19 protein-coding genes and 1 tRNA gene are annotated in these 22,685 nt (G+C 67.5%); 9 read left to right on the top strand and 11 right to left on the bottom strand.

Features of this window, described 5'->3' with window-relative positions:
- Positions 1 to 13 precede the first annotated feature (13 nt).
- The gene (locus tag ACWKSV_RS08060) at positions 14 to 1,123 is read right to left on the bottom strand and encodes an SPOR domain-containing protein (protein ID WP_076716934.1); all 1,110 of its coding nucleotides are present in this window, start codon (positions 1,121 to 1,123) and stop codon (positions 14 to 16) included.
- Between the two features lie 226 nt (positions 1,124 to 1,349).
- Between ACWKSV_RS08060 and ACWKSV_RS08055 the strand changes: the two genes are divergently transcribed.
- Positions 1,350 to 2,639: an SPOR domain-containing protein gene (locus ACWKSV_RS08055; protein WP_338468931.1), complete on the top strand. Its 1,290-nt coding sequence runs from the start codon at positions 1,350 to 1,352 to the stop codon at positions 2,637 to 2,639.
- A gap of 142 nt (positions 2,640 to 2,781) precedes the next feature.
- On the opposite strand, the gene ACWKSV_RS08050 is transcribed toward ACWKSV_RS08055, so the two are convergent.
- Entirely contained in the window at positions 2,782 to 3,969 is a 1,188-nt protein-coding gene (locus tag ACWKSV_RS08050; RefSeq protein ID WP_076716932.1) for a BaiN/RdsA family NAD(P)/FAD-dependent oxidoreductase, read from the bottom strand.
- A 189-nt stretch (positions 3,970 to 4,158) separates the two neighbouring features.
- Positions 4,159 to 4,614 carry a GreA/GreB family elongation factor gene (locus ACWKSV_RS08045; RefSeq protein WP_076716931.1) on the bottom strand — a complete coding sequence of 152 codons (456 nt, stop codon included), beginning with the start codon at positions 4,612 to 4,614 and terminating at the stop codon, positions 4,159 to 4,161.
- Positions 4,615 to 4,824: 210 nt separating this feature from the next.
- Here ACWKSV_RS08045 and ACWKSV_RS08040 point away from each other — a divergent pair, with 210 nt between their 5' ends.
- On the top strand, positions 4,825 to 6,567 hold the full coding sequence (locus ACWKSV_RS08040; protein ID WP_056434141.1) for a DEAD/DEAH box helicase: 1,743 nt from the start codon (positions 4,825 to 4,827) through the stop codon (positions 6,565 to 6,567).
- A 202-nt stretch (positions 6,568 to 6,769) separates the two neighbouring features.
- Here ACWKSV_RS08040 and ACWKSV_RS08035 read toward each other — a convergent pair whose 3' ends face one another.
- From ACWKSV_RS08035 to ACWKSV_RS08015, 5 genes are all read right to left on the bottom strand, one after another.
- Positions 6,770 to 7,987 (bottom strand): dihydroorotase, encoded by a 1,218-nt coding sequence (locus ACWKSV_RS08035; RefSeq protein ID WP_076716929.1) that lies wholly within the window; start codon positions 7,985 to 7,987, stop codon positions 6,770 to 6,772.
- Entirely contained in the window at positions 7,984 to 8,967 is a 984-nt protein-coding gene (locus tag ACWKSV_RS08030; RefSeq protein WP_076716928.1) for an aspartate carbamoyltransferase catalytic subunit, read from the bottom strand. Before ACWKSV_RS08030 ends, ACWKSV_RS08035 begins: the two co-directional genes overlap by 4 nt.
- Before the next feature lie 196 nt (positions 8,968 to 9,163).
- Positions 9,164 to 11,533, bottom strand: coding sequence for a TonB-dependent receptor (locus ACWKSV_RS08025; RefSeq protein ID WP_237243407.1), 2,370 nt, complete (start codon positions 11,531 to 11,533; stop codon positions 9,164 to 9,166).
- A 366-nt stretch (positions 11,534 to 11,899) separates the two neighbouring features.
- On the bottom strand, positions 11,900 to 12,364 hold the full coding sequence (gene ruvX, locus ACWKSV_RS08020) for a Holliday junction resolvase RuvX (protein WP_172839681.1): 465 nt from the start codon (positions 12,362 to 12,364) through the stop codon (positions 11,900 to 11,902).
- A complete protein-coding gene (locus ACWKSV_RS08015; RefSeq protein WP_076716925.1) occupies positions 12,361 to 13,467 on the bottom strand; it encodes a DUF3089 domain-containing protein in 1,107 nt (368 codons plus the stop codon). Before ACWKSV_RS08015 ends, ruvX begins: the two co-directional genes overlap by 4 nt.
- 138 nt (positions 13,468 to 13,605) lie before the next feature.
- Here ACWKSV_RS08015 and gatC point away from each other — a divergent pair, with 138 nt between their 5' ends.
- The 4 genes from gatC to gatB are packed head-to-tail and all read left to right on the top strand — an operon-like array spanning position 13,606 to position 17,262.
- Positions 13,606 to 13,893 carry an Asp-tRNA(Asn)/Glu-tRNA(Gln) amidotransferase subunit GatC gene (gene gatC, locus ACWKSV_RS08010; protein ID WP_037568622.1) on the top strand — a complete coding sequence of 96 codons (288 nt, stop codon included), beginning with the start codon at positions 13,606 to 13,608 and terminating at the stop codon, positions 13,891 to 13,893.
- Complete coding sequence (gene gatA / locus ACWKSV_RS08005; protein ID WP_076716923.1) at positions 13,893 to 15,374, top strand: Asp-tRNA(Asn)/Glu-tRNA(Gln) amidotransferase subunit GatA; 1,482 nt, start codon at positions 13,893 to 13,895, stop codon at positions 15,372 to 15,374. Before gatC ends, gatA begins: the two co-directional genes overlap by 1 nt.
- The gene (locus tag ACWKSV_RS08000) at positions 15,368 to 15,784 is read left to right on the top strand and encodes a hypothetical protein (protein ID WP_172839680.1); all 417 of its coding nucleotides are present in this window, start codon (positions 15,368 to 15,370) and stop codon (positions 15,782 to 15,784) included. Before gatA ends, ACWKSV_RS08000 begins: the two co-directional genes overlap by 7 nt.
- A complete protein-coding gene (gene gatB / locus ACWKSV_RS07995) occupies positions 15,781 to 17,262 on the top strand; it encodes an Asp-tRNA(Asn)/Glu-tRNA(Gln) amidotransferase subunit GatB (protein ID WP_076716920.1) in 1,482 nt (493 codons plus the stop codon). Before ACWKSV_RS08000 ends, gatB begins: the two co-directional genes overlap by 4 nt.
- A gap of 279 nt (positions 17,263 to 17,541) precedes the next feature.
- Here gatB and ACWKSV_RS07990 read toward each other — a convergent pair whose 3' ends face one another.
- Both ACWKSV_RS07990 and ACWKSV_RS07985 read right to left on the bottom strand, forming a co-directional pair.
- Positions 17,542 to 17,784 (bottom strand): hypothetical protein, encoded by a 243-nt coding sequence (locus ACWKSV_RS07990; protein ID WP_076716918.1) that lies wholly within the window; start codon positions 17,782 to 17,784, stop codon positions 17,542 to 17,544.
- A 12-nt stretch (positions 17,785 to 17,796) separates the two neighbouring features.
- A complete protein-coding gene (locus ACWKSV_RS07985) occupies positions 17,797 to 17,955 on the bottom strand; it encodes a hypothetical protein (protein WP_172839679.1) in 159 nt (52 codons plus the stop codon).
- A 136-nt stretch (positions 17,956 to 18,091) separates the two neighbouring features.
- On the opposite strand from ACWKSV_RS07985, the gene ACWKSV_RS07980 reads away from it, so the two are divergent.
- Positions 18,092 to 18,176 (top strand) — tRNA-Leu (locus tag ACWKSV_RS07980).
- A 59-nt stretch (positions 18,177 to 18,235) separates the two neighbouring features.
- Positions 18,236 to 19,885: a trigger factor gene (gene tig, locus ACWKSV_RS07975; RefSeq protein WP_076716917.1), complete on the top strand. Its 1,650-nt coding sequence runs from the start codon at positions 18,236 to 18,238 to the stop codon at positions 19,883 to 19,885.
- 221 nt (positions 19,886 to 20,106) lie between these two features.
- Here the strand turns inward: tig and ACWKSV_RS07970 are convergent, their stop codons facing one another.
- Positions 20,107 to 21,465: a hypothetical protein gene (locus tag ACWKSV_RS07970; RefSeq protein WP_191864716.1), complete on the bottom strand. Its 1,359-nt coding sequence runs from the start codon at positions 21,463 to 21,465 to the stop codon at positions 20,107 to 20,109.
- A 168-nt stretch (positions 21,466 to 21,633) separates the two neighbouring features.
- Between ACWKSV_RS07970 and ACWKSV_RS07965 the strand changes: the two genes are divergently transcribed.
- A complete protein-coding gene (locus ACWKSV_RS07965; RefSeq protein ID WP_443026365.1) occupies positions 21,634 to 22,581 on the top strand; it encodes a glycosyltransferase family 2 protein in 948 nt (315 codons plus the stop codon).
- Positions 22,582 to 22,685 lie beyond the last annotated feature (104 nt).

The raw sequence follows: 22,685 nt of genomic DNA, 5'->3' as shown, positions 1-22,685 counted from the left end.
AGGCCTTTGGGCCTTACGGCGCGACCACCACGCAAGGCTGGCCCGAGCGGCTGCACGCGGCTTGCGCGGAGACGCGATTGGCATAGCCGCCCGCCTGAAGCCGGGTGACACCGCCTGCCGTCACGAAATAGGGCTGCGCACCGCTTAGGCGACCCCGCACCCGCTGCCAGAGCGCGTCGGCATTGCCGCGATCACGGAAGGCGCCGAGCTGGATACGCCATGGCCCGCTGGTCGCGCGAGCCGGTGTCGGCTTGGCGGGACGCGGCGCGGGCGGCGGTGCAACGGGCTTGCGCCGGTCGGTCAGGTCGTCCGCCTCCTCGCGGACCGGCGGCGTGTGGCTCGCGGGCGTGCCGGGCGCTGGATAGCTTGCGCCATAGCCGGACGTCGCCGGGCATGACGGCGTGACCGGCACCGGCTGTACCGTCGGGCGGGTCTGCGCAGCGGTACGGGCCAAAATATCGGTCGCCTTGACCGGCGTCGGTTCGGAGCCGACCGTCACCCGTTTCGGCCCGCTGGCGGCGGGGGCGGGCAGGGCGGCCAGACGGGCGCGATATTGCTGGGCCAGCTCGACGCCGCGCTGGCGGTCGGGCGGGGTGATATACTGGTCCATCTGCGCCAGCGTCTGCGAAGCGGCTTGCAATCCCGCCTGCGACGCCAGCGTCATCAGCGCATAGGCGCGCGGATAGTCGCGCGGCACGCCATCGCCGTTGAACAGCATCGTGCCCAGCACCAGCTGCGCGCGCGGTTCGCCATGCGCGACGGACTTTTCCAGCCAGGGCGCGGCGTCGGCTTTTTTGCCCGACTGGAACAGCGCGAGGCCGTAATTGTCGGTGGCCTGGATATGGCCCTGAACGGCGGCCTTGCGGAACCAGCTTTCGGCAAGCGTGGGATCGAGCGGCACGCCACGACCCAGCTTATAGGCTTGGGCCAGGTTGAACTGCGCGTCGGCATCGCCCGCCACGGCGGGACCGCGCCATTCCTCGACCGCCTTGCGGTAATCGCCCTGTGCCCAGGCATCGACCCCAGCCTTCACATCCGGCACCGCCAGCACAGGGGTGGCGACCAGAAATGCGGCCAGAACAGCGGCGGGCGCGACCATGCCGCCGATCGGGAATCTGCGCATTATCCTTCGTCCTTCCGCCCTTGTTGCACGCCATCCATGCCGCGCTGCCGGGCAAGGGTAAAGCGTTCAATGAAGGGGTTAACCGTTCCTTATAGGCTGGGGGGCTAGCGTGGCGGCCGATCGGGGAAACGGGTCATGCGCCGGGCGTATCGACCGCCTTCCCCCTGGGCTGAACCGGATGACCAAGATGACCACGTTCCGCACTCTTCTGTCCTGCAGCGTTGGCGTGTTGATTCTGGGGGGCTGCACCGCGACCGGCCCGCGCACCGCGCGGCTGAACGCGCAGGCCAGCCCGGCACGGGCGAGCGCCGCGCTCGCCGACCAGACCCGCCGGGTGCTGGCGCAGCGCGATGGCGACGCCGCCGTGGCGCTGGCCGAGCGGCTGGTCGCGGCCGAACCAAAGGATGCGGGCTATCGTTCGCTTTTAGGGCAGAGCTATCTTCAGGCCGGGCGTTTCGCCTCGGCGCGGCAGGCCTTTACCGACGCGTTGCAGCTCGATCCGGCGGATGGCCGCGCCGCGCTGAACCTGGCGTTGGCGATGATCGCAGGCGGCAATGGGGCGGGCGCAAAGGCATTGCTGGACCAGCATGCCGCCGCCATTCCGACCGCCGATCTGGGGCTGGCGCTGGCGCTGGCCGGAGCACCGGGTGAGGGCGTCCGCCTGCTGACCGCCGCCACGCGAGAGCCGGGGGCGAGCGTCAAGGCGCGGCAGAACCTCGCGCTGGCGCTGGCGCTGTCGGGCCAGTGGGATATGGCACGCATGGCGGCGTCGGCCGACATGGCTCCGGCGGATGTCGAGGTGCGGATGCGCGAATGGGCGAACTTCGCCATTGCCAGCCCGGCCGACATGGTTTCGTCCCTGCTGGGCGTGAAGCCGTCAGTCGATACCGGCCAGCCGATCATGCTGGCGCTGAACGCCGCTCCCTCGGCGGCGGTGATGCAGGACATGGTCCAGGCGCTGCCCCAGCCGGTCGTCGCAGAGCCCGTGCCCGCCGCCGCCGAACCGGCGGCGGCGCAAACCACCTTCGCCGCGCAGCAGGAGATCGTCCAGCCGCTGCCCATGACGGCCGAGCGCACCGCGCGAACTGCACCGTCGAGCCTGTTGCTGGTCCGGCGGGATGACGAACCGCAAGCCAGCATTCAACGTATAGCCGCAGGCCCCGTCACCGCGCCCGCCCTGCTTCGCCGGGCCGAAGAACGGCGCGTCGTCACGCGGCGTCGTGGCGACTGGAATGTCCAGATCGGCGCCTTCGGCAAGGCGGACGGCGCACAGAAAGCATGGGATCGACTGACCCGCCGTTTCGATGGCCTGTCGGGCTATGCCCCGCAAAGCGGCACGGTGCGCCTGTCGGGCGAGCAGCTTTACCGCCTTTCGGTCGGCGGCCTCAGCCGCGCCGATGCCGACTCACTCTGCCATCGCTATCGCGCGGCGGGGGGCGCCTGCTTCGTCCGGCGTCAGGCCGACGACCATATGGCGCAATGGGCGCGGCCGGGGATCGGCATCGCCTCGCTCTGAGCGTTTTTTGAAAACGTGCAGTGGCACGTTTTTCCGCACCGGCCCGCTCCCCCACCCGACCTCCCACAGAGTATCCTTGATGGGAGGTCGGGTGGGGGAGCGGGCCGGTGCCGCCGAAACTCGCGTTCAGCGAGTTTCCAAATCAAACCGCCTCGCCCGCCGCGCGGCCGCTCGCCCAGGCCCATTGGAAGTTGTACCCGCCCAGCCAGCCGGTGACGTCCACCGCCTCGCCTACGAAATGCAGCCCCGGCACCGCCTTGGCCTCCATCGTCCGTGACGACAGCCCGGCGGTGGAGACACCGCCGACCGTCACCTCCGCCTTGGCATAACCCTCGCTGCCATTGGGATGGAAGGTCCAGTCGGCGAGCCGTCCCTGTGCCGCCGCCAGCAGCTTGTCGGTCGCCGCGCCCAGTTCCGCGGGAAGCGCCAGTCGCTCCGCCAGCGTCTCGGCCAGCCGGTCGGGCAGATGCTGGCCGAGCGCCCGGCGTACGCTGGTGCGTGGGGCGCTGCGCTTCAAGGCGACCAGCCAGTCGGGCGCGCAGTCGGGCAGGAAGTCGATGCCTATGGCCTCGCCATGCCGCCAATAGGACGACACTTGCAGGATCGCCGGGCCGGACAGGCCGCGATGGGTGAACAGTGCCGCCTCACGGAACCGGGTCTTGCCCGCCCGCGCGACGACCTCCGACGCGACGCCCGAGAGCGAGCGGAACAGCGTCTCCTCGCCGCCCAGCGTCAGGGGGACGAGGGCAGGGCGCGGCTCGACCACCTTCAGCCCGAACTGGCGGGCCAGGTCATAGGCATAGCCGGTCGCACCCATCTTCGGGATGCTCGGCCCTCCGGTCGCGACGATCAGGCGGGGGGCGGTGAAGGTCTGGCCGCCGCGCGTCACGCGGAACTGCGTGCCGTCATGCGCGACCGCCTCGACCGGCTGGCTGAGCGCGATGTCGACCCCGCCGCCGGACCGCGCCGCCCGGTCGCATTCGTCGAGCAGCATCGCCACGATCTGCCGCGCCGATCCGTCGCAGAACAACTGGCCCAGCGTCTTTTCATGCCAGGCGATGCCATGCGCCTCGACCAGTTCCAGAAAGTCGTTGGGGGTGTAGCGGCCCAGCGCGGACTTGGCGAAATGCGGGTTCGCCGACAGGAAGCGGTCGGGCACGGAGCCGATATTGGTGAAGTTGCACCGCCCGCCGCCCGAGATCAGGATCTTCTTGCCCGGCGCATCGGCATGGTCGACGACCAGCACCCGCCGCCCCCGCTGCCCGGCGGTCGCGGCAGCCATAAGCCCCGCCGCCCCCGCGCCGAGGATGATCGCGTCATAGTGTTGCATGGCGGCGGTTTAGAAGGGATCGGGTGCTAGAGATAGCGTTTACGGTAGCCGCTTGGCACGCCCCTCCCGTTTACGGGAGGGGATGGGGGAGGGCAGGGCCGCAGGCGATGGTCTCGGTGAGACCCCTTTCCCTCCCCTCGGTCCCCTCCCGCTTGCGGGAGGGGATGCAGAAACAGAAGGTCGGGGAGACTAGCTTACCTCCACCACCTCCACCGCATCGGCCTTGCCGCCGAACGCGACCGTTTCCCCCGCCATCGCCCCCATCAGCGCGCGCGCCAGTGGCGCGGCATAGGCGATGCGGTCGTGTGCGGGATCGGCCTCGTCATGGCCGACGATGGTCAGCGTCTTGGTCTGGCCGTTGAGCCGGATCGTCACCATGCTGCCGATTCCCACTTCATCCTCGGCGGGAGCGGGCGCCAGCTCCGCCGTGGCGGCGCGGGTGTTCCAATAGCGCAGTTCGCGCTGGAGACGGGTGCGTTCCTCGTCGTCGGTCGCGGCGGCGACGGCGGCCTCGACCTCTGCCACCTTGGCGCGGGTCAGCTCCAACCCACGCGGCGTGACCAGATTGGGGCCGGGCGGAATGGGCAGCTCGAATTTGGGTTCGAGATGTTCATCATCGGATTCGCGGCGAAAGGCGACACTCATCGGGGATCAACGCGCAGGGTCATGGCACGGCTCCATGGCGGGCCATTCGGTTCACCGCAAGCACGGCTTGAGTTTCTCGCCAATTGGTGTAAAGGGCCACGCTTTCACGGAACGCAAACAATCACCCGTGCCGCATGGGTGTATCCGCCAACCGAGAGGGATGGGTCCCTTGGTTCGGCGGTACGCGCTCCTTTTTCTGTTGGAGTCCCCATGCCTTTTTCTGCCTTGCCGCCGGTATTGTCGGCTGCCCTTTCCGCGCGTGGCTATACCGCGCCGACCCCCGTTCAGGCCGCCGTCATCGAGGATGACGCCCAGGGCCGCGACCTGATCGTGTCCGCCCAGACCGGTTCGGGCAAGACCGTCGCCTTCGGCCTCGCCATGGCGAGCGAGTTGCTGAACGGCGGCGATCACCTGCCCCAGCCGGGCGCGCCGATGGCGCTGGTCATCGCGCCGACGCGCGAGCTGGCGCTGCAGGTCAGCCGCGAGCTGGAATGGCTTTATGCCGGAGCGCGTGCGCGCATTGCGACTTGCGTCGGCGGCATGGACGCCTCGCGCGAACGTCGCGCGCTCAGCCATGGCACCCACATCGTCGTCGGCACGCCGGGCCGCCTGCGTGACCATCTGGAGCGCGGCGCGCTCGACCTGTCGTCGCTGAAGTTCGTCGTCCTCGACGAGGCCGACGAGATGCTCGACATGGGCTTCCGCGAGGACCTGGAGCAGATTCTCGACGGCACGCCGTCCGAGCGCCGCACGCTCCTCTTCTCGGCGACCATGCCGCGCCCGATCGTGCAGCTCGCCAAGCGTTACCAGACCAATGCCAAGCGGATCGAGACGATCAGCGAGGACAAGGGCCATGCCGACATCGCCTATCAGGCGGTGACCGTGGCGCCTGCCGATATCGAGGCGGCGGTGGTCAACCTGCTGCGTCTGCACGAGGCCGAGGTCGCGATCCTGTTCTGCGCCACGCGCGACAATGTCCGCCATCTCCATTCCAGCCTGGTCGAGCGCGGCTTCTCGGCGGTCGCGCTGTCGGGCGAGCATTCGCAGAACGAGCGCAACCATGCGCTCCAGGCGCTGCGTGACGGCCGCGCGCGCGTCTGCGTCGCGACCGACGTGGCGGCACGCGGCATCGACCTTCCGGGCCTGACGCTCGTCATCCACGTCGAAATCCCGCGCGATGCCGAGGCGTTGCAGCACCGTTCGGGCCGCACCGGCCGCGCCGGTCGCAAGGGCACCGCGATCCTGATCGTTCCCTATCCGCGCCGTCGCCGGGTCGAGGGTATGCTGCGCGGGGCGCGCATCGACGCCGAATGGCGCCGTGCGCCGACGCTCGAGGAAATCCGTGCACAGGATCGCGAGCGTCTGCTGGCGGCGCTTCTGGCGCCGGTCGAGGTGGACGAGGGCGATCGTGAGCTGGCCACCCGCCTGCTCGCCGAAAAGTCGCCCGAGGACATCGCCGCCGCGCTGGTCCGCGCACACCGTGCCGCGCTGCCCCAGGCCGAGGAACTGGTCGAGGGTGATGCTCCGGCGCCGCGCGAGCGTCGCGAAGGGTTCGACGACACCGCCTGGTTCCGCATGAGCGTCGGTCGCAGCCAGAATGCCGATCCGCGCTGGCTGCTGCCGCTGATCTGCCGTCGCGGGCACATCACCCGCAACGAGATCGGTGCGATCCGCATCCAGCCGAACGAGACGCTGTTCGAAATCCCGTCGGCGCTGGCGTCGCGCTTCATCGCCGCGCTGAAGCGGACCGAGGCCGATCATGCCGAGGACGATATCGCGATCGAGCAGGCCGATGGCCCTCCCGCCGGTGGCTCGGGCCATGGCGGTGCGCGTCGTGGCGGTCCGGGCGGCAACCGTCCGATGGGCGGCCGCCCCGCCGGCGGCCCCGGCGGCCCGCGCCGCTACTCGCCGCGTCCCACCCAGGGCGGCCCGCGCGGTCCGCGTCGCGGCTGAACCGGATAACGGGTAAGCAAAAAGCCCTCCCCGAGACGTCTCGGGGAGGGCTTTTTTTATTCCTCCCCAAGCTCGCTTGGGGAGGGGGACCGCCGGGCGTCAGCCCGGTGGTGGAGGGGCGGGGCGTCTCGCTGGGGTTGCCGCCCCTCCACCACGCCCTGCGGGCGCGGTCCCCCTCCCCATCGGAGATGGGGAGGATTTTTTAGTGGATCTCCCGCCCGGCCTTCCACAGCCGCAGCGCGCGGCCCTGGACCGGGAAGCCGTCGAACGGCGTATTCCCCGCCGAGGCGAAGGCATCGCCCGACACCATCCAGGGCTTGTCGGCATCGAACAGCATCAGGTCGGCGGGCTTGCCCGGCTCCAGCGTGCCGGTGTCGAGACCCAGCACCTTCGATGGATTGAGGGCCAGCAGTGCGAACAGCCGGGGCAGGGTGATCCGCTCGTCGCGGACCAGCATCAGCGCCAGCGGTAGCAGCGTCTCCGCCCCCGCCATGCCCGCTTCGGCATCGACGAAGGGTAGGCGCTTGGACTCGGGTCCGTGCGGGTCATGGCCCGATCCGATGATGTCGACCGTCCCGTCCGCGACCGCCGCCAGCGCCGCCTGCCGGTCGCTCTCGTCGCGCAAGGGCGGGGAGAGGCGGGCATAGGTGCGGAAATCGGTGACGGCGATGTCGGACAGGTGGAGATGCGCGGGCGTGATGCCACACGTCACCTTGACCCCGCGCCGCTTGGCCGCGCGGATCAGGTCGAAGCCCGAAGCGGTCGTCACCTGGCGGATGTGCAGCTTCGCGCCCGTCTCGTCCGCCAGCATCAGGTCGCGCGCGATGGCGAGCGACTCGGCGATGGCGGGCGCCGATGGCAGGCCCAGGCGGCTGGCCGTCTCGCCTTCGGTCGCGACCGCATCGGCGGCCAGGCCGCCGTCTTCGGCATGGGAAATCACGGTCAGCCCCAGGTCGCCCGCATAAGCGAGCACCCGGTGCATCACGCCCGTATCGGCGATCCAGCCCCGCCCGGTGCCGACCGCCTTCGCGCCAGCCGAGACGCAGACCGCCATCTCGGCCAGATCGGTTCCCGCCAGCGAGCGGGTCGCCGCCGCGATGGGGTGAATCCACAAATCGGGCCGCCCGATCAGCGCGGCGCGCTGGACCACGCCGGGATCGTCGAGCACCGGCGACTGATCGGGCATCAGGCCGATGCGCACGATGCCGCCCGCGCGACAGGCGGCGCGGTCGACCTTGAACACGCCCAGATCGACGATGCCGGGCGCGAGCATCTTGCCGCCGCAGTCGATGACCGTCGCACCCTCCGGCACGTCGCCGGTGCCCGTAATGATGCCGTCCTCGACCAGCAGGGTCTGGCCCTTGATCTCACCGCCGACCGGGCAGATCAGCGTGGCGTTGGTGAAGGCGGTGACGATCATGCCCAGCCCTCCAGCTTGCGGGCGCGGCGGGTCAGCACGTCAAGGCACGCCATGCGCACCGCGACGCCCATCGCCACCTGCTCGGTGATCGCCGATTGCGGACCGTCCGCCACCTCCGAGTCGATCTCTACCCCCCGGTTCATCGGGCCGGGGTGCATGACCAGCGCGCCGGGCTTGGCGCGCTTCAGGCGTTCGGCGGTCAGGCCATAGCGCATCCGGTATTCGCGAGTGGAGGGGATGTATCCGCCCGCCATCCGCTCATTCTGGACACGCAGCATCATGACGACATCGGCACCCTCGATCGCTTCGTCGAAATCGGTGAAGGGGGTGACGAACATCCGCTCGATCCCCTTGGGCATCAGCGTCGAGGGCGCGCAGACCCGCACTTCGGCGGCGAGCGCGGTCAGCGCGAGAATGTCCGAGCGCGCGACGCGGCTATGCAGGATATCGCCGCAGATGACGACCTTCTGCCCCGCGACGCTGCCGCGACGGCGGCGGATGGTCAGCATGTCGAGCAAGGCTTGCGTCGGATGCTCATGCCGCCCATCGCCCGCGTTCAGGACGGGGCAGTCGACCTTGTCGGCGATCAGGCGCACCGCACCGCTCGCCATGTGGCGGATCACGATCACGTCGGCGCGCATCGCATTCAGCGTCATCGCCGTGTCGATCAGCGTCTCGCCCTTCTTCACGCTCGACTGGGCGGCGTGCATGTTGACCACGTCCGCGCCCAGCCGCTTGCCCGCGATCTCGAAGGACAACAGCGTCCGGGTCGAATTCTCGAAAAAGGCGTTGATCTGGGTCAGGCCCGCCAGCCGCGTGTCGGGCGTATCGGTCGCGCCGCGATCGAGCCAATGTTCCGCCTCGTCGAGCAGGAACATGATCTCATGCGGTTGAAGGCCGTCGATTCCGGTCAGATGCCGGTGCGGGAAAACGGCGCCACCCTGAATGAGCGTGCCGGGGCGATGATCCGAGGTCTGCATTAAAGCCGCCGGGTAGCGAGCGGCGGCGCGATGGGCAAGTGAATCCTCCCATCCCTCAATCCTCCCCATCGTCAGATGGGGAGGGGGACCGCGCCCGCAGGGCGTGGTGGAGGGGCGGGGTGGAGAGGGTCAGGCTTTGCCCCTCCACCACCGCTACGCGGCGGTCCCCCTCCAAGCGAGCTTGGGGAGGATTGGATCAGAACGCGCCCGAGAGGGTGATGAAGCCCATGCGCGGCGGCTGGGCATAGCTGTTCCAGGTCTTGGACGCCGCACCGACGACCAACTCGTAAATGCCCTTGCGATTGGTCACGTTGGTGACGTTGACCGACAGCTTCAGGTCCTTGACGCCGAACCCGTCCATCTGCGGCAGGCTGTACCCCGCCTGGAGGTTCAGCAGGTAACGCCCGCCGATCCCCTGGTCGTTGGTATAGGTCGCAAAGCGCGGGCCGACATAGTCGCCGATCGCCTGGATCTCGAACGGGCCGTCATTGATCGACACGACCGTCTTGTTCAGCCAGCGGGCGGTGTTGGGCACATATTTGCCCGCGGTCGCGATGGTGGTGGTGCCGCTGACATAATTGTCGCGGTATTTCGAGCTGTTATAGGACAGCGCGTTATAGACCGACAGGTGCGGGCCGAAGCGCAAGGTCGCCGCCGCATCCACGCCGTTGGTGCGCACGCGGCCGACATTCTGCAGGATCGACACGCCGCCGATGACCGAGGCGATGACCGGCGTCGCGCTGATCTGGAGCAGGCGGTTGTCGAAATCGACATGATAGGCGCTGACCTGCGCCTCGATCGCGGTCAGTGGGCCGAGGTCGAGCGCGTGGTGTGAGCGCAGGCCCGCCTCATAGGTCCAGGAAGTCTCGGGCGAGGTGTTCGCCTTGATCTGGTCGAACGCCTGCTGGCTGCCGACCGCGAAGGGCGACAGGCCCGCCGCGACCGAGGCCTGGAACTGGCGGACATTCTTCTGGATATGGCCGAACAGCTGGTCGTTTGTGGTGATGTCCCAGATCGCACCGATCGCGGGCAGGAACCACTTCTTCGTGTTCAGCCGCCCCTCGGGATAGCCGGTCGAGGTGCCGGGCAGCGCGCCAGGCAGCGGCTGGGTCGGAACGCGGCCATCGGCGAATTGCAGGCTGGACTTGAAGCCCGCCTCGACCGTCACCGTCGGGGTGACGTGCCAGCGATCCTGGATATGCGTCTGGATCAGGTCATATTTGGTGATCGCGGCATATTGGGTCAGGCGGCGAAGCGCCGGATCGGCCCATTCATAGGGCGAGGGCGGGTTGTCGATGGGGGCGGCATACCAGCGGCGGAAGATCGTGTTGCGGTTATGCTCGTACCAGCCGCCCAGCTCGATCTCATGGTCGCCCGCATGGATCGCCAGCGTCGAGATCGCGCCTTTCCGGTCGATGCCATATTCGGTGGTGCGCAGCGCATAGCCCGAGCCGCCGAAGACGGCCTTCAGATTCTGCCCGGGATAATAGATGCGGAACAGGCCCGGCAGGCCCGCCGCCGCAATCGGCCCAGTGATCTGCCCCTGGCCCTCGTCATGATGGTAATAGACCTGGTTAGTCCATGTCACCGCATCGCCGAAGCGATGCTCATATTTGATATAGCCCAGATAGTCGGTGCGCTGCGCGTCGCCGAAATAGTTCATATAGTTGTTCGGGTTGTTCGACGGCGGCGCGCCGTTTGCGTCGACATAGGCAAGGGCCGCTTGCCAGTTCGGATAGAGCAGCGAGCGATAATAGGGCTCCAGGCCGCCCGCATTATGCGCGACCGAATCCTGGTTGGGCTCGGCCTTGTCGGAAATATTGAAATAGCCGGTCAGCGTGCCGTTCTCGCCCTTGTGGACGAACTTGGCATTGCCCTGCCACCCGCCCTGCTTGGCGTTGAATTCCCAGGCGCGCGCCTTTTGCCGGACGACCGAGAGATAGCCGCTGTTGGTGCCGCCCAGCCCGTCGACCTCGCCGCTATCGATGCGCAGGAAGGTGCGGCTGGCGTCATAGCTGCCCAGCGTCTGGGCAAAGCGGACGCCCATGGTCACGGTCGGATCGCTCGAATAGGTCTCGATCCCGCCGCCCAGATTGCTGGCCGAGGCGGTGCCCAGGTCGGCGGCCCCGGCGGTCAGGCGGACGCGCGCGACGTTTTCGGAGATGACCGCGCGCTGCGGGCTCAGGCCGTTGTAATTGCCATAGGACTGGTCGCCCAATGGCACGCCGTCGAGCGTGAAGCCCAGCTGGTTCTGGTTGAAGCCGTGGACGAACAACGCGATATTCTGTTCGTTATTGCCCCAGGGATCGGCCGTCTCGAACTGCACGCCGGGCAGCGTCTGGATCGCCTTCACCGGGTTCGCGCCGGGCAGCACCTTCTGAATCTCCGCCGCGCCCAACTCCACCGAGGAGCGGGTGGTGCGGGTCGCGGTAACGACGATCTGGTCGCCGTTTGTCGCGGCTTCGGGCGAGGACGGTTCCGACTGCTGTTGCGCCCAGGCGGGCATGGCGACGACGGCGGCGCCGATCATCAGCATCGAACGGGAAAGAACGGAAAAACGCTTCACGGCTGTGCCCCCCAAGGCTTCGTACGAAGCGGCGCAGCTAGGGGGCTCGCGTGACGGGTTAACGACTGGTTAAAGACCAATATATGACATTTCTGCCGAAACCGGTCGTTTTGCGGTCAGTCGATCGACGTCCACTTCCCTCTCCCCTGGACAGGGGAGAGGGTTAGCGGAGCTTGCCAGCTTGCTGGCTAGCGCAGCTTGGGTGAGGGGTTGAGCGAGCCTCCGGCTCGCGCGCGCGTTCCGCGCGCTCACCCCTCACCCAGCTCCGACTAAGCCTTTGCTCACGCAAAGACCAAGTCTGCGCAACCTTCTCCCCTCTATGAGGGGCGAGGGAAGAAAGTTTGGATCTCGATCAGCCTCAGGTGTTCAGGCCATCACCAACGCGTCGATCGCGGCCTGAAGGATATGCGCGGCGGCCAGGTTGTCGATCCGCTCGGCGCGCTTGGCGCGGCTCATATCCTGTTCGATCATCGTCCGTTCGACCGCCACGGTCGACCAGCGTTCGTCCCAGAGCAAGATCGGGCCCAGATCGGCGCAGTTGCGGGCGAAGCTGCGTGTCGACTGCGAACGCGGGCTCTCGCTGCCGTCCAGGTTCAGCGGCAGGCCGATGACCAGGCCCTGCACGCCCTGCTGGGCGATCATCGCGATCAACTGTTCCTTGTCCTTGGTGAACTTGGTCCGGCGGATCAGGGTGGCGGGGCTGGCGAAGCTCCATCCGGCGTCGCACAAGGCGGTGCCGACCGTCTTGGTGCCGACGTCCAGCCCGATCAGCCGCCCGCCCGAGGGGAGGGCGGCGCGGAATTCGCTACGGTCGGTGGTGATCAGGCTCATCGAAAGGCTTTCAAACGGCGCTCCGCATCGGCGCGGACATTCGCCCAGAACAGGCTATAGTCGTATACGTGGTAGTTGTTGCCCGGCAGCACATAGGGGCCGACGCTCGGCCCCTCGCCGATGGTCAGGACGCCGCGCCCCTCGCACTTGGCGGGGACCTTGCCTGCGGCGATGGCGGCGGTCTTCAGGTCGGCGGACGGATAGAGGGTGCCCAGATTGGCGGTGGCGGGCGCGGCGACGCCGGGCGTGCCGGTCAGCGGGTTGGTGCACAGCATCTGGGTGTCCTTGCGCGGCGCGCCGGTATAGCCGTTGGTCTGGTCGAACACGTCGAGGATCAACGACGGATCGGCAGGCTCGCCGAAGCTCTGCCAACTGAGGATGCACCCCGTCTGGTCGGGCGTCGCACAGGCGGGCAATCCCATGGCGGGCAGGTCGGCAGTCATCGAGATCGGCCAGCCGACGACATAGGCCGCAACGATCCGCCGCTTGAGGGCAGGGGTCTTCGCCACCCGGTCGGTCAGCAGCCGCGACAGGTGCAGCGCGCCCTGGCTATGCCCCGCCAGGATCAGCGGGCGCTTGGGATCGACGTCGGCCAGGAAGGCGGTGAAAGCGGCGTCCACGTCCCTATAGGCGAGGTCGAGCGCGCGCTCGGCATCCGCCATGCTGGTCAGGAACGCGCCGAAGGTCGCCTGGCGATAGCGCGGCGCCCAGATGTCACCGGCTCCGTTGAAAGCGCTGGCCTGTCCGCGCAGGAACAGCTCGGCCCGGCCATTGGTCTCGGGATCGTCGAGCGGCGCGTTCCAGTGCGCCTTGCTGATATAGGAGGTCGGGTGGATGAAGAAGATTGCCGCGCCCTGACCCGGCTGGCCGGGCGTAAAGCCGGTCGGCACCCATAGCGCCGGATTGCCCGGCAGGTCGGGGCGCGCCAGCCACATCTTGCGGTCGCGATATTCCTCGGCGCGCGTCACCGCTTGGGTCTGGAACGACTCGGACGGCACCGTCGACCAGCGGAGCAGCTGGTTGCCGAACAGGCGGTAAGCAAAGGCGGCGGCGATCGTCAGCACGATGAGTGCCGCCACGACATAGAGGAATTTGCGCGCCAAATCATCACTCCGTTGTGCGGTGCAACAAAATCGGACGGCCCGCAATTGCTATCCATGATGCCCCACTTGCCCCCATTGCAATCGCCGAGGCGGCAAAAGCGTTGCGCGAAGCCGCGCGGCGATGCTAGCCGCAAATCCATGTCCGTAGATACCGCAACCGTGAAGAAGATCGCGAGCCTCGCCCGCATCGCGATCACCGAGGAGGACGCGACGCGCCTCGCCCCCGAGCTTGGGAACATCCTGGGCTGGATCGAGCAACTGGGCGAGGTCGATACCCAAGGGGTCGAGCCGATGACCGCGGTGATCCCGAACCAGCTTCGCCTGCGCGACGACGTCGTCAATGACGGCGGCATCCGCGACCTCCTCATGCAGAATGCGCCGCAGGCCGAACATGGCTTCTTCACGGTGCCCAAGGTGATCGAATAATGACTGATCTCACCACACTCGGCATCGCCGCGATCCGCGACGGCGTGCGCAACGGCCAGTTCAAGGCGCGCGAAGTCGCCGAGGCGTTCAACGCAAAGGTTGCGGGGGCCGACGCGCTCAACGCCTTCCTGGTCAAGACCCCGGAGCATGCGCTTGCCGCCGCCGATGCGGCCGACGCGGCGCGTGCCGCTGGCGAGACGCTCAAGCCGCTCGCGGGCGTGCCGATCGGCATGAAGGATCTGTTCGCGACCAAGGGCGTCGCGACCACCGCCGCCAGCAAGATCCTGGAAGGCTTCGTGCCGCCGTACGAATCGACGGTTTCGCAGAATCTGTGGAATGCGGGCGCGGGGATGCTGGGCAAGCTGAACCTCGACCAGTTCGCCATGGGCTCGTCCAACGAGACCAGCGCGTTCGGCAACGTGATCTCGCCCTGGCGCCGCCCGAACGACACCGCACCGCTCGCCCCCGGCGGGTCGTCGGGCGGTTCGTCGACGGCGGTGTCGGCGGGGCTGGCGCCGGGCGCGACCGGCACCGACACCGGCGGATCGATCCGCCAGCCCGCCGCCTTTACCGGCATTTCCGGCATCAAGCCGACCTATGGCCGCTGTTCGCGCTGGGGCACGATCGCCTTCGCCTCCTCGCTCGACCAGGCGGGGCCGATGGCGCGCGACGTGCGCGACTGCGCGATCATGCTGGAGGCGATGGCGGGCTTCGACGCCAAGGACGCAACCTCGCTCAAGCTCGACGTCCCCAACTGGGAAGCCGCGTTGTCGACCGACCTGAAGGGCAAGAAGGTCGGCGTGCCCAAGGAATACCGGGTCGACGGTATGCCCGCCGAGATCGAGGCGCTGTGGCAGCAGGGCATCGCGTGGATGCGTGATGCGGGCGCGGAGATCGTCGAGGTCTCGCTGCCGCACACCAAATACGCGCTGCCCGCCTATTACATTATCGCGCCGGCCGAGGCGTCGTCCAACCTCGCGCGCTATGACGGCGTGCGCTACGGCCTGCGCGACCTGCCCGAAGGGGCGGGGTTGCAGGACATGTACGCCGCCACCCGCGCCGCCGGGTTCGGCGATGAGGTGAAGCGCCGCATCCTGATCGGCACCTATGTGCTGTCGGCGGGCTTCTACGATGCCTATTATACCCAGGCGCAGAAGGTCCGCACGCTGATCGCCCGCGATTTCGAGCGCGCGTTCGGTGAGTGCGACGTGCTCCTCACCCCGACCGCGCCGTCGGCGGCGTTCGCGCTGGGCGAGAAGCAGGCCGATCCGCTGGCCATGTATCTGAACGACGTGTTCACGGTGCCCGCCTCGCTGGCTGGGCTGCCTGCCATGTCGGTGCCGGGCGGGTTGGACAAGGACGGACTGCCGCTCGGCCTTCAGATCATCGGCAAGCCGCTGGACGAGCAGGGCGTGCTGAACGCTGGCCTCGCCATCGAGCAGCGCGCGGGCTTCACCGCGCGGCCTGAGGCTTGGTGGTAAGCGACCGAGCCTTTTCGGCCCGCAACATCGCCGTGTTGCGGGAGGCGCAGGGCGCCCTGAACGTCGCGTTCGGGGCGATCCTCAGCGCCTATGTCGGCGTGTCGCTGAGCCATATGGAAAGCCAGCCCTTCGACCATCACACGCTCGCGCGCTTCTTTCTGGGCGTGGCGGTCTTCATCCTATGCCTGTGCGTGGGCAACAGCGTGATCCTGCGCGGTGAGGTGCGGCTGGGCATCCTGTTCCTGCTGCTGGGCGCGGGCGCGGCCTATATTGGGTTGCGGGAAGCGCGGAATCTCGGCTTCGAGACGTCCGTCCTGCGCATCCTGTCGACCTGCTGGATCGTCGCCCTGCTGGGCAGCAACGCCGTCCTGACGGCGATCAACTATCTTCATCATCGAGATCGAACATGAGCGAATATCGCATCCAGGGCGCGAGCGGAGAATGGGAGGTCGTGATCGGCCTGGAAGTCCATGCCCAGGTCACCACCAAAGCCAAGCTGTTCTCCGGCGCGGCGACCGCGTTCGGCGCGGAGCCCAACACCCAGGTCTCGCTGGTCGACGCCGCGATGCCCGGCATGTTGCCCGTGCCCAATATGGAGTGCATCCGCCAGGCGGTGCGCACCGGCATGGCGATCGATGCGCAGATCAACAAGTGGTCGCGCTTCGACCGAAAGAATTACTTCTACGCCGATCTGCCGCAGGGCTATCAGATCAGCCAGCTCTACCACCCGCTGGTGGGCGAGGGCGCGATCGAGATCAGCCTGGACGAGAAGAACCCCGACGGCCCGACCAAGTCGATCGGCGTCGAGCGTATCCATGTCGAGCAGGACGCGGGCAAGCTGATGCACGACCAGCATCCGACGCGCTCCTATGTCGACCTCAACCGTTCGGGCGTGGCGCTGATGGAGATCGTCAGCCGTCCCGACATGCGTTCGCCCGCCGAAGCAGGGGCTTATCTCCGCAAGCTGCGCGCGATCCTGCGCTATGTCGGGTCGTGCGACGGCAATATGGAAGAAGGCTCGATGCGCGCCGACGTGAACGTGTCGGTCCGTAAAGTCGGTGACGAGTTCGGCACGCGCACCGAGACGAAGAACGTCAACTCGGTCCGCTTCGTGATGGCCGCGATCGAATATGAGGCCAAGCGCCAAGTCGCGGTACTGGAGGATGGCGGCAAGATCGTCCAGGAGACGCGCCTCTTCAACGTCGAGAGCGGCACCACGCGCTCGATGCGGTCGAAGGAAGATGCGCATGATTATCGCTACTTCCCCGATCCCGACTTGCTGCCTCTGGAACTGACCGACGCATTCCTCGCGGAATGCCGTGCCAGCCTGCCCGAACTGCCCGACGCCAAGCGTCGCCGCTATGAGGCTCTGGGCCTGACCGCGTATAATGCGGGCGTGCTGACCGCCGAGGTCGAGACGGCGCGCTGGTTCGACGGGCTGCTGGAGGCGCTGGAGGGCACGAGCGCCAAGCCCGCACAGGCGGCCAACTGGGTCGCGGCCGAGCTGTTCGGTGCGCTCAACCGGCTGGGCAAGGACATCACCGAGAGCCCGGTTTCGCCTGCGCAGGCGGCGGAATTGCTGGCCCTGGTCGCCGACGGCACGCTGTCGGGGAGCCTGTCGAAGCAGGTGTTCGAGATCATGCTGGAGACGGGCGATGGTCCGTCCAAGATCGTCGAGGAGCGTGGCCTCAAGCAGACCAGCGACACCGGCGCGATCGAGGCGGTGATCGCCGAGGTTCTGGAGAAGAATCCGAACCAGCTGGGCCAGTATCGCGCGGGCAAGGAAGCGCTGTTCGGCTTCTTCGTCGGTCAGACGATGAAGGCGATGGGCGGCAAGGCGAACCCGGCGGTGGTGAATGACCTGCTGAAGAAGGCGCTGGCGGGGTGATTTTAGCGCCACTCCCCTTCTTCTCCCCTCCCGCAGGCGGGAGGGGGTTGGGGGGAGGGTAGGGAGCCTCGCAGAGCCTATCGCCCGTGGCTTTCCCTCCCCCATCCCCTCCCGCTTGCGGGAGGGGCGTGCTTTGGGCGAGCGGTGTGCGCCGTCAGGGACTTCGGGGTTTGCGGGCGGCCTGCAATAATTTTCCCGCCTCACCGCAAGCCTCTCCCCTCCCGCAGGCGGGAGGGGCCGGGGGAGGGCAAAGGGGTCTCACCGAGCCCACCCCCTCAATCACTGCGCATCCAGATCCTGGTTCCGCACCACGCCGCCGGTCCCGCCGACGCCGTCATGCTCGCCGGTATCGGTAAACGTCACCGGCTCTTCACCGCCCTCGCCACGCGCAACCGCGTCCGAACGCGCCTCGACGGCCTGTTCGATGTCGCTGCGCGGGTCCTCGCGCGGCGGGCTGTCGGGGTTGTTCTCGGGCGCCTCGCTGGGCGGGCTGTCGGGATCGTTTTCGGGATTGGTCGCCATGATCGGCTCCTTTCAAATCTGGGGCGGCTGGACGGTACCGGGATCGCCGGGGCCGACGCCGGGGGCGGGCTGGTCGATGTCCGGACCGGGCGGCACGATTTCGGGCGGCGGCGTATCGGGCTGGGCCGGTTGGGTCGGCGTCGGGCTTTCGGGCGGGGGCTGGGTTGCCATTCTCGCTCTCCGTAAATGTGGCCGTTTTTCCGGCTGGGGAGGGCATAAACGCATCGGACACGCCGATGTTGCCTGTTGTCCCTTGCCGAAGCCGCCCAGGGTGATATAGACGCGCGCCCATCGGCGGTGTCCTCGTGCGGGCGTGGCGGAACTGGTAGACGCGCTGGATTTAGGTTCCAGTATCGTAAGATGTGGGGGTTCGAGTCCCTTCGCCCGCACCAGTCCCCGGTCACAACGGGGCGACAGCCACACGGAATTTCTCCAGATTGAAGGCCTTTAGATGCAGACTGTCGAGACGCTGAACGAGGGGCTGAAGCGCGCCTACACGCTCACCATCACTGCCAAGGACATCGAGGGTAAGGTCGATGCCGAGCTGAAGCGGATCGCTCCGCAGATGAAGATGCCCGGCTTCCGCCCCGGCAAGGTGCCGACGAACCTGGTTCGCAAGATGCACGGTCCGGCGCTGCTTCAGGACGCGCTGAACACCGCGCTGCAGGAAGGCGTACAGTCGCTGATCGCCGAGCAGAACCTGCGTCCCGCGATGCAGCCCCAGGTCGAACTGGTTGGCGAGTATGAGCAGGGCCAGGACGCGACGCTGAGCGTCACGCTCGAAGTCCTGCCGCAGGTCCCGACCCCGGCGATCGACGCGCTGAAGCTCGAGCGTCTGACCGTGCCGGTCGCCGACGAAGCGATTGACGAGCAGCTCCAGAAGTTCGCCGACCAGCAGAAGCGCTGGGACGATGCGGGCGACAAGGCCGCCGAGCAGGGCGACCAGGTCACCGTCGATTTCGTCGGCAAGACCATGGACGGCGTCGCCTTCGAGGGCGGCTCGGGCGAGGACATGGCCGTCGAGATCGGCGGCGGTCGCCTGATCCCCGGTTTCGAGGACCAGCTGGTCGGCGTGAAGGCCGGTGAAGAGAAGCAGATCTCGGTCACCTTCCCCGAGGACTATCCCGCCAAAGACCTGGCCGGTCAGCCCGCGACCTTCGACCTGACGATCAAGTCGGTGAAGACCGCTGGCGAAGCCAAGGTCGATGACGAGATGGCCAAGAATCTGGGCCTCGAGAGCCTGGAGCAGCTGCGCGGTCTGCTGAAGGGGCAGATCGAGCAGGAGCATAACGGCCTGACCCGCACGTACATGAAGCGCAAGCTGCTCGACCAGCTGGCCGATGGTCATGACTTCGAAGTCCCGCCGTCGATGGTCGAGGCCGAGTTCTCGCAGATCTGGGCGCAGCTCGAGCATGAAGCGACTCATGAGGAAGATCCCGAGGCCGCCAAGGCCGAGATGGAGAAGGAGCGCGACGATTATAAGAAGATCGCCGAGCGCCGCGTCCGTCTGGGCCTGCTCCTCTCGGAGATCGGTCAGGCGAACGGCGTCGAAGTGACCGCGCAGGAAATGAACCGCCTGATCGCGCAGGCCGCGCAGCAGTACGGCCCGGAAGATCGCCAGCGTTTCATCCAGTATGTCCAGCAGGAGCCGATGGCCGCCGCCCAGCTGCGCGCGCCGCTCTATGAGGACAAGGTCGTCGACTTCCTGTTCGGCAAGGCCGAGATCACCGACCGCGAAACCACTCGTGAGGAGCTGGAAGCCGCGATCGAGAGCGAAGACGGCTTCGCGACCGGCACGCACGTCCACAATCATGATCACGACCATGATCATGACCACGGCGCCAAGAAGGCGAAGGCCAAGAAGGCCGACGTGACCGAGGACGCGGCCGAAGAGGACGCCGCGGACGCGCCGACGAAGGCGACCCGCGCCAAGAAGGCCGCTCCGGCCGAGGGCGAGGCGGAAGCCGCCGAGGCGACCGACGAAGCCCCCGCCAAGAAGCCGCGCGCGAAGAAGGCCGCTGCTCCGGCGGAAGGCGAAGCGGAAGCCGCCGAAGCGCCTGCCAAGAAGCCGCGCGCCAAGAAGGCTGCGCCGACCGAGTAAGGACGGCCTGAGCGGGCTTCGGCCCGCCGGTTGATAGAAAGGGCGGCCACGCAAGTGGTCGCCCTTTTTGCGTTCAGGCCCGCCGCGTTTTTAAAACGAGACGATATAATATGGACCCACCCCTCCCCTTCAGGGGAGGGGCCGGGGTGGGGCGCTTCCACGAATTCCGCGCTTGTGGCTAGCCCCACCCCAACCCCTCCCCTGAAGGGGAGGGGCTCGCGTTAGTTCAAGGCAATATCAGCACGGTCAAGAACCGAGCGCCGCTGGGTGCCGATGACGAAACAGGCGGCGAGCAGCGGCAGCAGCCACAGCACCCGGCTCTGATACCGATCGTCGGGGCCGGACAGATCGCCGGTGATGGCTGCGTTGAGCAGCAGCGTCGCGACGACCAGCCCCGTCAGTCCCAGCAACGGCCACCGCCGCTGGCGTACCGCCCAGACCAGCATCAGGGGCAGCAGCAGGACGACCGCCACCGCCACCGCGACATCGGGTGCGAATTTCAGCGGATCGAGCGCCCCGCGCTGCTGCCGCGATACCGCAAACGCCTGGTAGGCGCCCGGCAGCCGGGTCTTCAGGATACGCGCAATCTGCATATCGGCGGCATAAGGCGGCAATACGCCCTTGCGGACGGTCCTCAGTTGCTCGGCAAAGCCCTGCCACGCCAATGTCGCGACGCCGCCGGGATCGTCGTGCAGCACGTCGCGGATGATCGTCCGCTGCTCGGCGATCACGCCTGGCCGGTCGCGGTGGAGCATCGCACCGAGCGGCGAACGCCGATCCCAGAGATAGGCCTGGCCCGGCTTGGCGACCAAAGGATCGTCAACCAGGGGGCGCAGCGCACAATGGGCAAGCGTGCGTTCGCGACACAGCCGCGCCAGCACCGGTTGCCCCACATGCCCGTCGAACAGCCGTGCGAGCAGGAAGGTGTCGGACGACAGGGCCGGCCTGAACTCATAACCCGCCACGCGGTTCAGGCCGCTCAGACCCAACAGCGTCAGCGCGATAGCGAGTGCGGCGGGCAGGGATCGCTGGATCGTCTCCCGCCACCCGGTGCCGCTCACCAGCATCGCGACCGCCGCCAGCACCAGCAGCCCAACTGCCATCAGCACATGGCTGAGATGCACCGCGATCAACAGGGCCAGCAGCACCGCCAGCCCGGCGCGCTGCCATAGGGGCGTATGGGAGGGGCGGGCGAGCAGCGCGAACAGGACCAGCGGAACGAAGCCGGTGGCGATGTCGGGCATGATCTGTCCGACGACCCAGGGCAGGCTGCTTCCCAGACCCAGAAGGGCACAGGTCGCGACCACGTCCCGCGCTTGGAGGCGGCCGCCACCGATGGCGAGCGTCATCGCGATCATCAACACGCTGCCGATCGCCTGGACCGCGACGATTCCCCAGACCCCCGTGATCCACAGCGGCAATCCGATGGCGAGGCCATAAACGGGCGGCCGATCGGTCGGATAGAAGAGTTCGAGCGGTATCCGCAAATAGGTGCCCGAGTCGGCGAAGACCAACGGAAAGCCGTTGGCGACCGCGACCCAGGACAGGATCGCCGCCCCCGCCAGGGTCGCCACGGCCATCGGCCATGATATTCCGAAACGCCGTCGATCCGGCTTTGACTCGTTCATGGCGCAGCTTAGGGATATGCCCGATCCGGGGGCAAGCCTGACCGGCGCCGTCTCGCTTTAGCTCGCGATCCGCCATAAGGGGCACCGCTTCGGCTGACCGTAAAGCCGCACGAGGGAAGAATGATGGACTATCAGGGGGCCGCGCCAAGCATTGCGGTGCTGTTGCCATGCTATAACGAGGAAGCGGCGATCGCCCAGACGATTGCGGGCTTCCGCGAGGCGCTGCCGACCGCGACCATCTATGTCTATGACAACAACAGCAAGGACCGTACGGTCGAGGTCGCGCGCGCGGCGGGCGCCGTGGTCCGGTCGGAACGCATCCAGGGCAAGGGCGCGGTCGTGCGGCGCATGTTCGCCGATATCGACGCCGACATCTATGTCATGGCGGACGGCGACGCCACCTATGATGCGGCTTCGGCACCCGACCTGGTCGCGCGCATGGTCGAGGAACAGCTCGACATGGTGGTCGGCCAGCGGGTGAGCGAGGCGGAACTCGCCTATCGTCGCGGGCATCGCTTCGGCAACGCGATGCTGACGGGCATGCTCGCCAAGCTGTTCGGGCGCAGCTTCACCGACATTCTGTCGGGTTATCGCGTCTTCTCGCGTCGTTTCGTCAAGAGCTTCCCGGTCCTGTCGGTCGGCTTCGAGATCGAGACTGAGATCAGCGTTCACGCCCTGGAGCTGAAAATGCCCTGTGCCGAGATCGCCACGCCCTATTATGCGCGGCCCGAGGGGTCGGCGTCGAAACTGTCCACCTATTCGGACGGCTGGCGCATCCTGCGCACCATCCTGAAGCTGTACCGGATCGAGCGGCCGCTGTGGTTCTTCGGCGCGGTCGCGGCGCTGTTCGCGGCGCTTTCGATCCTGCTCGCCGTGCCGATCATCCTGACCTATCTACAGACGCATCAGGTGCCGCGCTTCCCGACCGCGATCCTGTCGACCGGCCTGATGCTGCTCGCCGCGCTGAACGTCTTCACCGGGCTGATCCTCGACACCGTGGTACGTGGGCGGCAGGAGGTTCGGCGGCTGGCCTATCTCGCGCTGCCCGCGCCCGGAAACCCGCGCTAATCGGATTTTCACCCCTGAAAGCCATAAACGCTGCACGGCAGCATCACGGGATGCCGCCGGGGCTTGAATATGCGCGGCCACCACGCGACATAGGGGCTCTTCTG

The organism is Sphingomonas sp. SphC10, assembly GCF_057004845.1.
The sequence above is the reverse complement of the archived record's forward strand: the minus strand, read 5'-3'. Positions and strand labels throughout refer to the sequence as shown.

Coding starts and splice junctions, on each gene's coding strand:
- gatC (WP_037568622.1), top strand. CDS start 13,606: ATGTCCGTAGATACCGCAACCGTGAAGAAGATCGCGAGCCTCGCCCGC.
- gatA (WP_076716923.1), top strand. CDS start 13,893: ATGACTGATCTCACCACACTCGGCATCGCCGCGATCCGCGACGGCGTG.
- ACWKSV_RS08035 (WP_076716929.1), bottom strand. CDS start 7,987: ATGATCGTCACCGCCTTCACCAACGCCACGCTGATCTGCCCGGTCGGC.
- ACWKSV_RS08030 (WP_076716928.1), bottom strand. CDS start 8,967: ATGCAGACCTCGGATCATCGCCCCGGCACGCTCATTCAGGGTGGCGCC.
- ACWKSV_RS07985 (WP_172839679.1), bottom strand. CDS start 17,955: ATGGCAACCCAGCCCCCGCCCGAAAGCCCGACGCCGACCCAACCGGCC.
- tig (WP_076716917.1), top strand. CDS start 18,236: ATGCAGACTGTCGAGACGCTGAACGAGGGGCTGAAGCGCGCCTACACG.
- ruvX (WP_172839681.1), bottom strand. CDS start 12,364: ATGAGCCTGATCACCACCGACCGTAGCGAATTCCGCGCCGCCCTCCCC.
- ACWKSV_RS07970 (WP_191864716.1), bottom strand. CDS start 21,465: ATGGCCGTGGCGACCCTGGCGGGGGCGGCGATCCTGTCCTGGGTCGCG.
- ACWKSV_RS07990 (WP_076716918.1), bottom strand. CDS start 17,784: ATGGCGACCAATCCCGAAAACGATCCCGACAGCCCGCCCAGCGAGGCG.
- ACWKSV_RS08045 (WP_076716931.1), bottom strand. CDS start 4,614: ATGAGTGTCGCCTTTCGCCGCGAATCCGATGATGAACATCTCGAACCC.
- ACWKSV_RS08060 (WP_076716934.1), bottom strand. CDS start 1,123: ATGCGCAGATTCCCGATCGGCGGCATGGTCGCGCCCGCCGCTGTTCTG.
- ACWKSV_RS08050 (WP_076716932.1), bottom strand. CDS start 3,969: ATGCAACACTATGACGCGATCATCCTCGGCGCGGGGGCGGCGGGGCTT.
- ACWKSV_RS07965 (WP_443026365.1), top strand. CDS start 21,634: ATGATGGACTATCAGGGGGCCGCGCCAAGCATTGCGGTGCTGTTGCCA.
- ACWKSV_RS08040 (WP_056434141.1), top strand. CDS start 4,825: ATGCCTTTTTCTGCCTTGCCGCCGGTATTGTCGGCTGCCCTTTCCGCG.
- gatB (WP_076716920.1), top strand. CDS start 15,781: ATGAGCGAATATCGCATCCAGGGCGCGAGCGGAGAATGGGAGGTCGTG.